Origin of the sequence: Rhizobium sp. RCC_161_2 (genome assembly GCF_041355235.1) — a bacterium.
In the GTDB taxonomy this organism is placed as follows: Bacteria; Pseudomonadota; Alphaproteobacteria; order Rhizobiales; family Rhizobiaceae; genus Rhizobium.
In genome coordinates this window covers 575,064-588,676 of sequence record NZ_JBFUPL010000002.1, presented here as the reverse complement: position 1 = coordinate 588,676, position 13,613 = coordinate 575,064, and the positions used below count along the sequence as shown (strand labels likewise).

The window sequence follows — 13,613 nt, the reverse complement described above, 5'->3', positions numbered from 1 at the left end:
TTCATCATCAGAGTGGAAAATGTCCGATGGCAGACATTGTCGGTCTGTTGCTGCCGTTCTTCAGCCTGATCCTGATTGGTTACACTGCCGCACGCGTTACAAAACAGCCGGCCGAGGCGCTCGGCTGGCTCAATACCTTCATCATCTATGCCGCGCTGCCGGCGCTATTCTTCAAGCTCGTTTCGCAGACGCCGATCGACCAGCTGACGCGCGTCGACTTCATCGTCAGCGACATCGCCGCGACCTATTCGATCTTCCTGCTGGTATTTTTGGTCGGTCGCGTCCTGCGCCGTAACTCGTTGGCCGACAGCACCATCCAGGCCTTTGCCGGCGCTTATGGCAATATCGGCTATATGGGGCCGGGCCTGGCATTGCTGGCGCTGGGTGAAAAGGCCGCTGTTCCCGTCGCGTTGATCGTCTGCTTCGAAAACGCGCTGCATTTCATCGTCGCTCCGGCGCTGATGGCAATCGAGGGTGGTGACAAGCGTTCACCCGGCCTGGTTGCCGCCGATATCGCCAGGAAGGTGTTATTGCATCCCTTCATCCTGTCGACCGCCTTCGGCTTTGCCGCCGCTGCCCTTTCGGTCCACCAGCCGGTCGCCTTCCAGCGTTTTGTCGATTATCTCGCTCAGGCAGCCGCCCCTTGCGCGCTGTTCGCCATGGGCGTGACGCTCGCCCTTCGGCCGCTGAAACGCATTCCGGCCGAGATCGGCTATATCGTGCCGGCAAAGCTCATCCTGCATCCGCTAGTGGTCTATCTCATGCTGCAGATGGTCGGAGGCTTCGATGCGATCTGGATCGAATCGGCGGTGCTGCTTGCCGCATTGCCGACGGCGACGAATGTTTTCGTCATCGGCCAGCAATATGGTGTCTGGCAGGAGCGGGCGTCCGCCACCATCCTGATCACCACGGCATGTTCCGTGGTGACGGTGTCGCTACTGCTCTACCTGATCAAGTCCGGTACCTTACCGGCGCAGCTTTTCCCGTAGCATCGAGGAGAATCCACGCAGGCTGCCACCGGGCTCGATGCCCTCGCGCATGACGACGTTGCGCAGCGGCGGAATGGCCGAGAGGACGTGCAGGCCGGCAGCCCGGAGCATCTGCACCGGCAGGAAGTCCGACAGAAGCGAGCGGTTCAGCAGATCGACGCTTGTCGTCCGGCTGATGATATCCGTGCGCCGCTTGCGGTCGAAAGTGTCGCCGGTAGAGGCCGCGATCGGCTGATTGGCGCTACCGCAAAGAATATCGGTCAGAGCGATGATGTCACGCAGGCTGAGGTTCAGGCCCTGTGCGCCGATCGGCGGAAAAACATGGGCGGATTCGCCGATCAGCGCGGCGCGGCCCTTGCCGAAGCGATGGGCCGTCATGCCGGAGAGCGGCCAGCCCTGCACATTGTCCTCGACCGTGACCTTGCCGAGCATCGATTGCATGCGCTCCTCGATCAACCGGCCGAGGTCTTCCAGCGATTTCTCCGCATTGGCGGCGGCTTCCTCAGGCTTCTGCACCCAGACGAGACTGGAGCGATTGCCGGGCAGGGGAACCTGCGTGAACGGCCCGCTCTCGGTGTGGAATTCCGTCGAGATGTTTTGATGCGGCAGGGAATGCGCAAAGTTCAGCACCATGGCTGATTGCGGATAGGACCAGCTCTTGACCTTGATCCCAAGCGTTTCCCGCACCATCGAATTGCGCCCATCTGCGCCGACCACGAAAGCCGCTTCGATAGTGTCGCCGTCTTCAAGCGTGATCGTGACGCCATCGTCGCGGATGGCGACCTCGGAAGCGGTCGTCTCGATAAGCGTGATATTGCCCTCGGCCTTGACGGCTTCGCTGAGGCTGTCGAGCAGCACGGCGTTCGGGATATTATAGCCGAAGGCGTCGAGGCCGATTTCCGAGGCGCGGAAGGAAACAGTCGGCGCGCGCAGCAGCCGGGTCGTGCCGTCGATGATCTGCATCGTCGTCAGCGCGGCGGTGGATGGCGCGATCTTTTCCCAGAGCGCCAGGCGTTCGAGGAAGCGAATCGATTGGTCCATCAGTGCCGTGGTCCGACGGTCCGTCTTGGTATAGGGCGCTGCGACCAGTGCGACGGATCTTCCGCCGCGCCCGAGCGCAATCGCGGCCACCATGCCTGCCAGACCACCGCCGATGACGGCCACTTCAACCTGCTTCATATCGATGCCTCACTTGTCTTCTCTCTGAAAATAAGCACTTAGCCTGTTGAAATCCATGGGATGAAACATCGCAGTGGGTGAAAATGACAGGAACTCGCTATAGCGTGCCCAGGAAATAGAGCTTTTGCGCTGGCGGTGCCGGGCAAAGGATGCATATTAGCGAGAAAAATCGCCTGCCGGGGCAGGTGAATAAGCAAGGCGAGCAGTGGGGCGGATGAAAGTCTTCAATTACAAGCGGGTGCCTTATGCGGAGATTCGTGCCTTCTCCGTACATATATTGACGGCATCCGGCTCTTTTCTCGCCTTTCTCGGCGTTGTCGCCGCAGCTGAGCATCGCTTTGTCGACATGTTCTGGTGGCTTGGCCTGGCGCTGCTCGTCGATGGTATCGATGGTCCGATCGCCCGCAAGGTCCGCGTCAAGGAAGTGCTGCCCAATTGGTCCGGCGATACGCTCGATAACATCATCGACTATGTGACCTACGTGCTGCTGCCGGCCTTCGCGCTTTATGAAAGCGGCATGATCGGCGAGCCATGGTCCTTCGTGGCCGCAGGCATGATCGTCGTTTCCAGCGCCATCTATTACGCCGATACCGGCATGAAGACGGATGAGTATTTCTTCTCCGGCTTTCCCGTCGTCTGGAACATGGTGGTCTTCACGCTGTTCGTCATCGGTGCCAACGCGACGACCGCCATGATCATCGTCGGCGTCTCCGTCGTACTGACTTTCCTGCCGATCAATTTCCTGCATCCGGTGCGCGTCAAGCGGCTGCGGCCGCTCAATCTCGGCATCTTCCTGTTCTGGTCAGCGCTCGGTGTCTATTCGCTGCTGATGCACTTCGTCATGCCGCACTGGGCCGTTGTCCTGTTCGTCCTCAGCGGCATCTATCTTTATTGCATCGGAGGCGTGCTGCAGTTTTTCCCATCCCTCGGGCGTCAATAGGATTTGCGCGTCATGAAGAAGACCCAGGCCATTCGCATCCATCAAAACGGCGGTCCTGAAGTCATGAAGCTGGAGGAGGTGGACCTACTCCCACCGGCCGCCGGCGAAGTGCAGATCCGCCACGCCGCGATCGGGCTGAATTTCATCGACGTCTATTTCCGTTCGGGACTCTACAAAGCGCCGTATTTCCCGCTGCCGCTGGGCAAGGAAGCGGCCGGCACGATCACCGCCATTGGCCCCGGGGTGATCGACTTTGCCGTTGGCGATCGCGTTGCCTATGTCGGCAGTGACGGTGCCTACAGCGTCGAGCGAAATATCGAGGCCCGCCATCTCGTCAAGGTTCCCGACGATATTCCGCTCGAGACCGCCGGTGTGATGATGCTGAAGGGGATGACGGTGGAGTATCTGCTCAACCGCACCTTCAAGGTCGGACCGGGAACCGTGTTGCTGTTCCATGCGGCGGCCGGCGGCGTCGGACTGATCGCCGGACAATGGGCAAAGGCGCTTGGCGCCACCGTGATCGGAACGGCCGGCTCGCCGGAGAAGGTCAAGCTGGCGCTTGAGCATGGCTATGACCATGTCATCGACTATAGCAGCGAAAACTTCGCCGATCGCGTCAAGGAGATCACCGGCGGGAAGGGCGTCGATGTCGTCTATGACTCGGTCGGTCGGGATACGTTTCCACAGTCTCTCGATTGCCTGAAGTCGCGTGGCCTGTGGGTAACCTTCGGTCAGTCCTCCGGTCCGATAGAGAATTTTAACCTTGCCATCCTCAATCAGAAGGGCTCGCTTTTCGCCACAAGGCCAAGTCTTTTCGCCTATGTCGGCACCCCTGAGGAGTTGAGAGCCAGTGCGGAAGCATTATTTGCTGTTGTGCAAAGCAGCAAAGTGCGTATCAATATCAGCCAGACCTATCCGCTGAGCGATGCAGGGCGCGCGCACTCGGATCTAGAATCAAGAAAAACGAGTGGAACTACGCTGCTGATCCCATAGATCCAAAAGGGCGGATTGTTGGGAAAGAAATGAGGGGAACGTGTCGTCATCCGATATGCCGGCAGCCGGTGCGTTATTGTCGGTTCGAAAACTGACGAAGCTGTTCGGTAGCTTTGCTGCCTGTAATGAAATTGATCTGGAAATCCAGCCGGGTGAGATCCACGCGCTGCTCGGTGAAAACGGCGCGGGCAAATCCACTCTCGTGAAGATGCTGTTCGGCGTTCTGGAGCCGACTGCTGGCGAGATCGCCTGGCAGGGGAAGCCCGTATCCATCGCTTCGCCGGGCGCTGCGCGCAAGCTCGGCATTGGCATGGTGTTCCAGCATTTCTCGTTGTTCGAGGCGCTGACGGTTGCCGAGAACATCGCTCTTTCCCTTGATGACAGCGTTCCGATCGGAAAGATCGTCGAGGAGGCCGCCAGTCTGTCGCGCGCCTATGGCCTGCCGCTCGATCCGCATGCGCATGTCGCCGATCTCTCCGTTGGCGAGCGCCAGCGCATCGAGATCGTGCGAGCGCTGTTGCAGAACCCGAAGCTGATCATTCTCGATGAGCCGACCTCGGTGCTGACGCCGCAGGAAGCCGACCGCATGTTCGAGACGCTGTTCCAGCTCAGGGATGAAGGCCGCTCGGTCCTCTATATCAGCCATCGTCTGGAGGAGGTGCAGCGGATCTGTTCGCGCGCCACCGTGCTTCGCCATGGCAAGGTGACGGGCGCCTGCGACCCCAGGCAGGAAACGACCGGCTCGCTCGCGCGGATGATGGTCGGCAGCGATGTTGCCAGCGTTCAGCATGAGGGCCTTGGCAAGAAGGGTGATATCCAGCTGGAGGTCGCCGGTCTTTCGGTGCCCGCACGTACGCCGTTTGCCATCTCGCTGAAGGATATTTCGTTCCGCGTCCGCGCCGGTGAAATTCTGGCGATTGCAGGCGTGGCCGGCAACGGACAGGGGGAGCTGTTCGACGTCGTCTCCGGCGAGCATACCGTGATTTCCGAAGATTTGATCCATGTGCGCGGCCACGCCGTCGGCACCAAGGGTATCAATGCGCGCCGCCTGCTTGGCGCCGGTTTCGTGCCCGAGGAGCGCCAGGGCCATGCCGCGGTGACGGGCCTGAAACTGTCGGACAATCTGGTGCTTGCCCGCGCTGAATCGGATCGCAAGGCCTTTCTCGGCGGCGGTTTCCTGAAGGTGATCCGTCACGGCGCGGTCAAGCAAGCGGCCAAGCGCATCTGTGAGGCCATGGATGTGCGCAAGAGCGGTGAAGACCCGGCCGCCGGTGCGCTTTCGGGCGGCAACCTGCAGAAATTCATCGTTGGCCGTGAACTGGACCGCCAGCCGACCGTGCTGGTCGTCAATCAGCCGACTTGGGGCGTCGATGCGGGGGCCGCGAGCCGCATCCGTCAGGCGTTGGTCGATCTCGCTCGCAGCGGCTCGGCCGTGCTCGTCATCAGCCAGGATCTCGACGAGATTTTCGAGGTGGCGACCGACATAGCGGTGATTTCCGAAGGGAGGCTGTCGCCTGCCTATCCGGCAAACGAGCTGACGCGGGAGAAGATTGGTCTGCTGATGGGCGGCCTGCACGAATCCAAAACCCATTCGGAGCCCGCGCATGCGCATTGAACTCGAAAAGCGCCCGCAGGCGTCAAAGCTCTACGGGTTCGTATCGCCGCTGCTCGCGCTGGTTTTGATGCTGATCGCCGGCGGCATCATGTTCTGGATGCTCGGCAAGGATCCGCTGGACTCGCTCGAGGCCCTGCTCATCGAGCCGCTATTCGATCCCTGGTCGCTGAACGAGCTGGCGAAGAAAGCGGGGCCGCTGATCCTGATCGCTGTAGGCTTGTCGGTCTGCTATCGCTCCAACAACTGGAATATCGGCGCGGAAGGCCAATATAGCGTCGGCGCCATATTCGGCTCCATCATTCCCGTCTATTTCTACGATTGGCATTCGCCGCTGCTGCTGCCGCTGATCATGATCTGTGGTGCTATTGGCGGTGCGCTCTATGCCGCCATCCCGGCACTTCTGAAGACGCATTTCAACACCAACGAAATCCTGACCAGCCTGATGCTGACCTACGTCGCCCAGCTCTTCCTGGATTGGCTGACGCGCGGACCCTGGCGCAATCCGGATGGCCACGGCTTTTATGGAACGCGCGACTTCGTTCCGGAAGGCGTCCTGCCGCCGATCTGGGGTGACACCATCACCGCGCATTGGGGTTTCGTCTTTGCGATCGTCGCGGCGATCCTTCTCTGGTTCATGATGCGCTACACGCTGAAGGGTTTCGAGGTGGTCGTGCTCGGGCAGTCGGAGCGGGCAGGGCGTTTCGCCGGCTTCTCCCCGAAGAAGATGGTCTGGTTCGCGTTTCTGCTGTCCGGCGCTCTCGCCGGCCTCGCTGGTATCTCCGAGGTTTCCGGCACCATCGGCCACCTGCAACCGTCGATCTCGCCGGGTTACGGATTCACCGCGATCATCGTCGCCTATCTCGGCCGCCTCAATCCGCTTGGTCTGATCGCATCCGGCCTCGTGCTGGCGCTGACCTATATCGGCGGTGAAGGCGCGCAGTTGAGCATCGGCGTTTCCGATAAGGTGACCAGCGTCTTCCAGGGTTTCCTGCTGTTCTTCGTCTTGTCCTGCGACGCGCTGATCTATTACAAGATTCGCTTCGTCCGGTCGCGAGCACACGTCAAGACCGGAGGCGCGGCATGACCTTTTTCGAAGCCGTTCTTCTGACCATCATCACGGCGGCTACCCCGCTGGTCATCGCTGCTATCGGCGAGCTGGTGACGGAGCGCGCCGGCGTGCTCAATCTCGGCGTCGAGGGCATGATGATCATGGGTTCGGTCGGCGCTTTCGCCGCTGCCCAAGTCACCGGCAACCCCTATATCGGCCTCGTTGCCGGTGTGGCCTCCGGCGCACTGTTTTCGCTGCTTTTCGCTTTCCTGACCCTGACCCTGGTGAGCAATCAGGTGGCGACCGGCCTGGCGCTGACAATCCTCGGGCTTGGTGTGTCCGGCATGATCGGCGAAGGCTATGTCGGCGTGCCGGGAATCCGCCTGCTGCCGATCGAAATCCCGGTCCTGTCGCAGATACCCTATATCGGCACCGTGCTGTTCAAGCAGGATATTGTTTTCTATCTGTCGATCATCCTGGTGATCGCGGTCAACTGGTTCCTGTTCCGCAGCCGCAACGGCCTCAAGCTTCGCTCCATCGGCGACAATCATGCCTCGGCGCATGCGCTCGGCATCAATGTCATCCGCACCCGCTATCTCGCCGTCATGTTCGGTGGCGCCTGTGCGGGGCTTGCCGGCGCTCAGCTATCACTGATCTACACGCCGCAATGGACGGAAAGCATGTCCGGTGGCCGCGGCTGGATTGCGCTTGCCTTGGTCGTCTTCGCGTCCTGGCGTCCGTGGCGTATTCTCATCGGCGGTTATCTCTTCGGCGCCGTCACCATCCTGCAACTGCACGCGCAGGCATTCGGCATCGGCGTGCCGTCACAATTTCTCTCGATGCTGCCGTATCTTTCCACGGTTGTCGTCCTGGTCATTATCTCTCAAAATCGGCGTGCGACGTTGATCAACACGCCAGCATCGCTCGGCAAGCCTTTCGTGCCGGATCGATGAATAATCAAAAGACGGGTTATCGGAAACCTTCCAACCAACAGGGGTTACTATGAAGAAACTAGCAATTTCACTCGCCGCCACAGCGGCCTTGATCGTCGGTATCGGCGCCGCCACCTCGGCGGAAGCCGCCGCCAAGACGAAAATCTGCTTCATCTATGTCGGCTCGAAGACCGATGGCGGCTGGACGCAGGCACATGACAAGGGCCGCCAGGCGCTGCAAAAGGAGTTCGGCGACAAGATCGAAACGCCGTTCCTCGAAAACGTTGCGGAAGGCCCCGATAGCGAACGCGCGATCGAGCGCTTGGCCCGCTCCGGCTGCGCCATGGTCTTCACCACCTCCTTCGGCTTCATGGATCCGACGATCGCTGTCGCCAAGAAGTATCCGAAGGTGAAGTTCGAACACGCCACCGGCTTCAAGACGGCCGACAACGTCGCGACCTATAATTCGCGCTTCTATGAAGGCCGCTACATCAGCGGTGTTATCGCCGCCAAGCTGTCGAAGACCGGCACGGCTGGCTACATCGCCACCTTCCCGATCCCGGAAGTGGTCATGGGCATCAACGGCTTCGAAGCCGGTGCCAAGTCGGTCAACCCGAACTTCAAGATGAAGGTCATCTGGGTCAACACCTGGTTCGATCCGGGCAAGGAAGCCGACGCCGCCAAGGCGCTGATCGACCAGGGCGTTGATATCTTGACGCAGCACACGGATACGACCGCGCCGATGCAGGTTGCCGAACAGCGCGGCATCAAGGCTTTCGGTCAGGCCTCCGACATGATTGCCGCCGGCCCGAAGTCGCAGCTGACCGCGATCGAGGACACCTGGGGCGCTTACTACATCAAGCGCGTCCATGCCTTCTTCGACGGCACCTGGAAGTCCGAGCAGAGCTTCGACGGTCTGAAAGACGGCATCCTGACGATGGCGCCCTATACCAACATGCCTGACGACGTGAAGAAGTTGGCCGAGGAGACCGAAGCCAAGATCAAGTCCGGCGAACTCGCGCCCTTTACCGGCCCGATCAACAAGCAGGACGGCACGGTTTGGCTGAAGGCCGGCGAACGCGCCGATGACGGCACGCTGCTCGGCATGAACTTTTACATCGAAGGCGTCGACGACAAGCTGCCGGCTTCGAAGTAAAAAACGGGCGGAAATCGCAAAAGTTGAAGAAGGGCGCCGATGGCGCCCTTTTTTTGTTGCGCTGCATCAACGAATGTCGATTTACAAAAGTATTACTATATGATTTTTTCTCCGTGGCCTCAGGAGATGGCCCATTGGGAGGATATCATGAAATTGAAGACTGCACTGGTGAGTGCCACCATTCTTGCCGCCTGCATGTTTACGTCGGCATCGGCAAAGGATCTCGTCGTCGGCTTCTCGCAAATCGGCTCGGAATCCGGCTGGCGGGCCGCGGAAACGACGCTGACCAAACAGGAAGCCAAGAAGCGCGGCATCGATCTTAAGTTTGCCGACGCGCAGCAGAAGCAGGAAAACCAGATCAAGGCGATTCGCTCCTTCATCGCGCAGGGTGTTGACGCGATTCTGCTGACACCGGTCGTGGAGACCGGATGGGATTCCGTTCTGAAGGAAGCAAAGGAAGCCAAGATCCCGGTCATTCTGCTGGACCGCACGATCAATGCGCCGAAGGATCTGTATCTGACCGCCGTTACCTCTGACCAGATCCACGAAGGCAAGGTTGCCGGCGACTGGCTGGTGAAGAATGTCGGCGACAAGAAGTGCAACATCGTCGAGCTTCAGGGCACCACTGGGTCGTCGCCGGCGATCGCGCGCAAGAAGGGCTTCGAGGAAGCCATCAAGGGTCATGACAACCTGAAGATCGTCCGCAGCCAGACGGGCGACTTCACTCGCGCCAAGGGCAAGGAAGTCATGGAAAGCTTCCTGAAGGCGGAGAACGGCGGCAAGGATATCTGTGCGCTCTACGCTCACAATGACGACATGGCCGTCGGCGCCATCCAGGCGATCAAGGAAGCCGGCCTGAAGCCGGGCAAGGACATTCTGACCGTGTCCATCGATTCGGTTCCGGATCTCTTCAAGGCCATGGCGGCTGGCGAAGCGAATGCGACGGTGGAACTGACGCCGAACATGGCCGGTCCTGCATTCGATGCGCTCGACGCCTATCTGAAGACCAAGAAGGAGCCGCCGAAGTGGATCCAGACCGAGTCCAAGCTGTATACGCAGGCTGACGATCCGGAGAAGGTCTACGAAGCGAAGAAAGACCTGGGCTACTGAGTTAAAAAACGGGTCGCATCGGCCGGGAAACCGGTCGGTGCGGTTTTTCGGCGCGGAATTGCCGATGCGCGATGCGAACGGCAGTTCCGCGTTTTTTATACCGCTCAATCCAAGGAAATTCTTGCTCCATGGCTCACGATGTCGAGCGCCTTCTGACCGCGACTGGTTTCTGCAAATATTTTCCCGGTTCCACCGCCCTTGACCATGTCGATTTCACGCTGCGGCGAGGCGAGGTCCATGCGCTTCTCGGTGAAAACGGTGCAGGGAAGTCAACACTCATCAAATGCATGACCGGAGCATACCGTCGCGACGCCGGCAGCCTTGCTCTCGACGGCGCCGAGATCGATCCGCACGACACGCTGGCGGCGCAGAAGCTCGGTATCGGCACGGTCTATCAGGAGGTGAACCTCCTCGCCAATCTGAGCGTTGCGGAGAATCTGTTTCTCGGCCGCCAGCCGAAGCGTTTCGGCATGATCAGCACCCGCGCGATGAACGCCATGGCGAAGGATCTGTTGTCGCAATACGGCATCGACATCGATGTCAGCCGCCAGCTCGACCGTTTCTCCGTCGCGATCCAGCAGGTGATCGCGATCGCGCGTGCCGTCGACCTCTCAGGCAAGGTTCTCATCCTCGACGAGCCGACCGCGAGCTTGGATACCCAGGAAGTCGCCATGCTTTTCGGCATTATACGAAATTTGAAGCAGCGCGGATTAGGAATTGTTTTCATTACGCATTTTCTGGAGCAAGTCTATGAGATCTGCGACCGCATTACCGTTCTCCGCAATGGTCGCCTGGTCGGCACGCGCGATGCAGAGGGACTGTCACGCCAGACCCTGATTGCGATGATGCTGGGCCGCGAACTTGCCGAAGTCGAGGCGAGCGTGAAGGAGGCGGCCAGCGAAAGCGGCCCTGCGAAATATCATTTCACCAACTTCGGCAAGCGCGGCAAGATCAAGCCTTTCGATCTCGAGGTTCGCGTCGGCGAAGTGGTCGGGATTGCCGGCCTGCTCGGCTCCGGGCGCACGGAGACCGCCGAGGTCATGTTCGGCGTCGAGCGTGCCGACAGCGGCGAGGCCAGGATCGATTCGCAGGCGGTGACCCTTTCGTCACCACGCGCCGCCATCAAGAACGGTTTCGGCTTCTGCCCGGAAGACCGCAAGACTGATGGCATCATCGGCGATCTTTCCATTCGCGAGAATATCGTCATGGCGCTCCAGGCTCGTCGTGGCTGGGCACGCCCGCTGTCACGCGGCGAACAGAACGCGATCGCCGACCGCTACATCAAGGCTCTGGATATTCGAACCACCGACCGCGAAAAGCCGATCAGGCTCCTGTCCGGCGGCAATCAGCAGAAGGCCATTCTGGCCCGCTGGCTGGCGACCAACCCGAGCTTCCTCATTCTCGATGAACCGACACGCGGCATCGACGTCGGCGCGCATGCCGAAATCATCCGCCTGATCGAGGATCTCTGCCGGCAGGGTATGTCGCTGGTGGTGATTTCCTCCGAACTGGAGGAGCTCGTGGCCTATAGTTCCCGCGTCATCGTGCTACGCGATCGCGAACATATCGCAGAGTTGACCGGCAGCGAAATAACCGCCAGCCATATCGTCGATGCCATCGCCACGGCGCAGAGCAAGCGGGAGGACGCATGAGTTCCCAGATCAAGGCATCCTTGTTTCGATTGATGCCGCAGCTCATTGCCTTGGCTGCCATTCTTCTCTTGAATTTCATCATGTTCCCGCATTTCTTTAATTTGGAAGTGCAGAACGGTCGATTGTACGGCAGCCTCATCGACGTCCTCAATCGCGGTGCGCCGGTGGCGCTTCTGGCGATCGGCATGACGCTGGTCATCGCCACCAAGGGCATCGATCTCTCGGTCGGCGCGGTGATCGCAATTTGCGGCGCCGTTGCGGCATCGACGATCGTTGCCGGAGGTTCGCTCGCCTACACGCTGATGCTGACCATCGGTGTCGGGATCGCCTGCGGATTGTGGAACGGATTTCTAGTCGCGGTTCTCGGCATTCAACCGATCATCGCGACACTGGTGCTGATGGTCGCGGGCCGCGGCATCGCGCAATTGATCACCGAAGGCGTCATCCTGACCTTCAACAATGACGGGCTCATCTTCTTCGGCAGCGGATCCTTTGCCTGGCTGCCTATGCCCGTCGTCGTCTGGCTGGCAGTGGGGCTTGCCGTCATCCTGCTCGTCAGGCGCACGGCGCTCGGCATGTTGGTCGAGGCGATCGGGATCAATCGCCGCGCCAGCACGCTGTCCGGCATCCAGACGCCGATATTGCTGATCGCCGTCTATGCGCTGAGCGGCCTCTGTGCCTCCATCGCCGGCATCATCGTTTCCGCCGATATCAAGGGCGCGGATGCCAACAATGCCGGGCTCTGGCTTGAGCTGGACGCGATCCTGGCCGTGGTTGTCGGCGGCAATTCCCTTCTCGGCGGCCGCTTCAGCATTGTCGGCTCATTGATCGGCGCGATGATCATCCAGTCGGTCAATACGGGCATCCTTTTGTCCGGCTTCCCGCCGGAGTTCAATCTGGTGATCAAGGCCGTCATCGTCATCATCATTCTGGTCATCCAGTCTCCGGCCCTTCAGTCCGTCACGACATTCCTGTGGCGGCGGCGTGGCGAGACCCAGATGATCCATGAGGAGCAGGCAAAGTGAATTCGAAATATCTCCCGCTGCTTGCGACAATCGTCATTTTCATCCTCGCCTACACTGGCTGCGCGCTGCAGTATCCGACCATGCTGTCGACAAGAGTTGTTGGTAACCTGCTGACGGACAATGCATTTCTCGGAATTGCCGCTGTCGGCATGACCTTCGTGATCATCTCCGGCGGTATCGATTTGTCGATCGGTTCGGTCATCGCCTTTACCGGCGTTTTCCTGGCGATCGTCCTGCGCGATACCTCGATTCATCCGCTGGTCGCCTTCGCAATTGTTCTTGTGATCACGACGGCCTTCGGCGCAGGCATGGGCTCGATCATCCATTACCTCGCCATGCCGCCCTTCATCGTCACGCTGGCGGGGATGTTCCTGGCGCGCGGCATCGCTTTTGTCCTATCGATCGACAGTATCCCGATCAGTCATGATTTCTATTCGCAGCTCAGCGATATGTATCTGTTGCTGCCGGGCGGCGGTCGCCTGACGGTGATCGGCGGCGTTATGCTCATCGTTTTTGCCGCTGGCATCCTGCTGGCGCATCGCACCCGCTTTGGCGCCAATGTCTATGCGCTCGGCGGCGGTGTGCAGACGGCGCAGTTGATGGGCGTTCCGGTCGCGCGCACGACGATGCAGATCTACGCTTTGTCGGGCTTTTTGGCCGGTCTATCCGGAATCGTTTTTTCGCTCTATACATCCGCCGGATATTCGCTTGCCACGGTCGGTGTCGAACTTGACGCCATCGCCGCGGTGGTTATCGGCGGAACATTGTTGACGGGGGGAGCAGGGTTCGTTGGAGGGACCCTGATCGGAATTCTCATACAGGGCTTGATCCAGACGTACATCACCTTTGACGGAACACTTTCCAGCTGGTGGACGAAGATATTGATCGGGCTGCTGCTTTTTGCATTTATTCTAATGCAGAAGGGGCTTCTGTTGCTTTCCCGTTTCAATCGACGTTACGCCTAAGGGAAGGAC

General features: G+C 59.8%; 12 protein-coding genes. 11 read left to right on the top strand and 1 reads right to left on the bottom strand.

Annotated elements, in window-relative coordinates; translation table 11 throughout:
- Positions 1-26 precede the first annotated feature (26 nt).
- Complete coding sequence (locus AB6803_RS06955) at positions 27-989, top strand: AEC family transporter (protein WP_371108186.1); 963 nt, start codon at positions 27-29, stop codon at positions 987-989.
- Here AB6803_RS06955 and AB6803_RS06950 read toward each other — a convergent pair.
- The gene (locus tag AB6803_RS06950; protein ID WP_371108185.1) at positions 966-2,168 is read right to left on the bottom strand and encodes a UbiH/UbiF family hydroxylase; all 1,203 of its coding nucleotides are present in this window, start codon (positions 2,166-2,168) and stop codon (positions 966-968) included. The genes AB6803_RS06955 and AB6803_RS06950 overlap by 24 nt on opposite strands.
- 214 nt (positions 2,169-2,382) lie before the next feature.
- On the opposite strand from AB6803_RS06950, the gene pcsA reads away from it, so the two are divergent.
- The 10 genes from pcsA to yjfF all read left to right on the top strand — a co-directional run bounded on the left by pcsA (position 2,383) and on the right by yjfF (position 13,604).
- Positions 2,383-3,108 (top strand): phosphatidylcholine synthase, encoded by a 726-nt coding sequence (gene pcsA / locus AB6803_RS06945; RefSeq protein WP_153365672.1) that lies wholly within the window; start codon positions 2,383-2,385, stop codon positions 3,106-3,108.
- Positions 3,109-3,120: 12 nt separating this feature from the next.
- A complete protein-coding gene (locus AB6803_RS06940; protein ID WP_371108184.1) occupies positions 3,121-4,101 on the top strand; it encodes a quinone oxidoreductase in 981 nt (326 codons plus the stop codon).
- A gap of 40 nt (positions 4,102-4,141) precedes the next feature.
- Entirely contained in the window at positions 4,142-5,716 is a 1,575-nt protein-coding gene (locus AB6803_RS06935; RefSeq protein WP_371108183.1) for an ABC transporter ATP-binding protein, read from the top strand.
- The gene (locus tag AB6803_RS06930) at positions 5,706-6,800 is read left to right on the top strand and encodes an ABC transporter permease (RefSeq protein ID WP_371108182.1); all 1,095 of its coding nucleotides are present in this window, start codon (positions 5,706-5,708) and stop codon (positions 6,798-6,800) included. The genes AB6803_RS06935 and AB6803_RS06930 overlap by 11 nt, the downstream gene beginning before the upstream one ends.
- Positions 6,797-7,717: an ABC transporter permease gene (locus AB6803_RS06925; RefSeq protein ID WP_371108181.1), complete on the top strand. Its 921-nt coding sequence runs from the start codon at positions 6,797-6,799 to the stop codon at positions 7,715-7,717. Before AB6803_RS06930 ends, AB6803_RS06925 begins: the two co-directional genes overlap by 4 nt.
- A 49-nt stretch (positions 7,718-7,766) precedes the next feature.
- On the top strand, positions 7,767-8,852 hold the full coding sequence (locus AB6803_RS06920; protein ID WP_371108180.1) for a BMP family ABC transporter substrate-binding protein: 1,086 nt from the start codon (positions 7,767-7,769) through the stop codon (positions 8,850-8,852).
- Between the two features lie 147 nt (positions 8,853-8,999).
- A complete protein-coding gene (gene ytfQ / locus AB6803_RS06915; protein WP_371108179.1) occupies positions 9,000-9,962 on the top strand; it encodes a galactofuranose ABC transporter, galactofuranose-binding protein YtfQ in 963 nt (320 codons plus the stop codon).
- 128 nt (positions 9,963-10,090) lie between these two features.
- Positions 10,091-11,614: a galactofuranose ABC transporter, ATP-binding protein YtfR gene (gene ytfR, locus AB6803_RS06910; protein WP_371108178.1), complete on the top strand. Its 1,524-nt coding sequence runs from the start codon at positions 10,091-10,093 to the stop codon at positions 11,612-11,614.
- Positions 11,611-12,639 carry an ABC transporter permease gene (locus tag AB6803_RS06905; protein ID WP_371108177.1) on the top strand — a complete coding sequence of 343 codons (1,029 nt, stop codon included), beginning with the start codon at positions 11,611-11,613 and terminating at the stop codon, positions 12,637-12,639. Before ytfR ends, AB6803_RS06905 begins: the two co-directional genes overlap by 4 nt.
- Positions 12,636-13,604, top strand: coding sequence for a galactofuranose ABC transporter, permease protein YjfF (gene yjfF / locus AB6803_RS06900; protein WP_371108176.1), 969 nt, complete (start codon positions 12,636-12,638; stop codon positions 13,602-13,604). The genes AB6803_RS06905 and yjfF overlap by 4 nt, the downstream gene beginning before the upstream one ends.
- Positions 13,605-13,613 lie beyond the last annotated feature (9 nt).

What these genes read in the sequence shown, in the direction of transcription:
- AB6803_RS06955 (WP_371108186.1), top strand. Translation starts at nt 27, where the DNA reads ATGGCAGACATTGTCGGTCTGTTGCTGCCGTTCTTCAGCCTGATCCTG.
- AB6803_RS06950 (WP_371108185.1), bottom strand. Translation starts at nt 2,168, where the DNA reads ATGAAGCAGGTTGAAGTGGCCGTCATCGGCGGTGGTCTGGCAGGCATG.
- pcsA (WP_153365672.1), top strand. Translation starts at nt 2,383, where the DNA reads ATGAAAGTCTTCAATTACAAGCGGGTGCCTTATGCGGAGATTCGTGCC.
- AB6803_RS06940 (WP_371108184.1), top strand. Translation starts at nt 3,121, where the DNA reads ATGAAGAAGACCCAGGCCATTCGCATCCATCAAAACGGCGGTCCTGAA.
- AB6803_RS06930 (WP_371108182.1), top strand. Translation starts at nt 5,706, where the DNA reads ATGCGCATTGAACTCGAAAAGCGCCCGCAGGCGTCAAAGCTCTACGGG.
- AB6803_RS06925 (WP_371108181.1), top strand. Translation starts at nt 6,797, where the DNA reads ATGACCTTTTTCGAAGCCGTTCTTCTGACCATCATCACGGCGGCTACC.
- AB6803_RS06920 (WP_371108180.1), top strand. Translation starts at nt 7,767, where the DNA reads ATGAAGAAACTAGCAATTTCACTCGCCGCCACAGCGGCCTTGATCGTC.
- ytfQ (WP_371108179.1), top strand. Translation starts at nt 9,000, where the DNA reads ATGAAATTGAAGACTGCACTGGTGAGTGCCACCATTCTTGCCGCCTGC.
- ytfR (WP_371108178.1), top strand. Translation starts at nt 10,091, where the DNA reads ATGGCTCACGATGTCGAGCGCCTTCTGACCGCGACTGGTTTCTGCAAA.
- AB6803_RS06905 (WP_371108177.1), top strand. Translation starts at nt 11,611, where the DNA reads ATGAGTTCCCAGATCAAGGCATCCTTGTTTCGATTGATGCCGCAGCTC.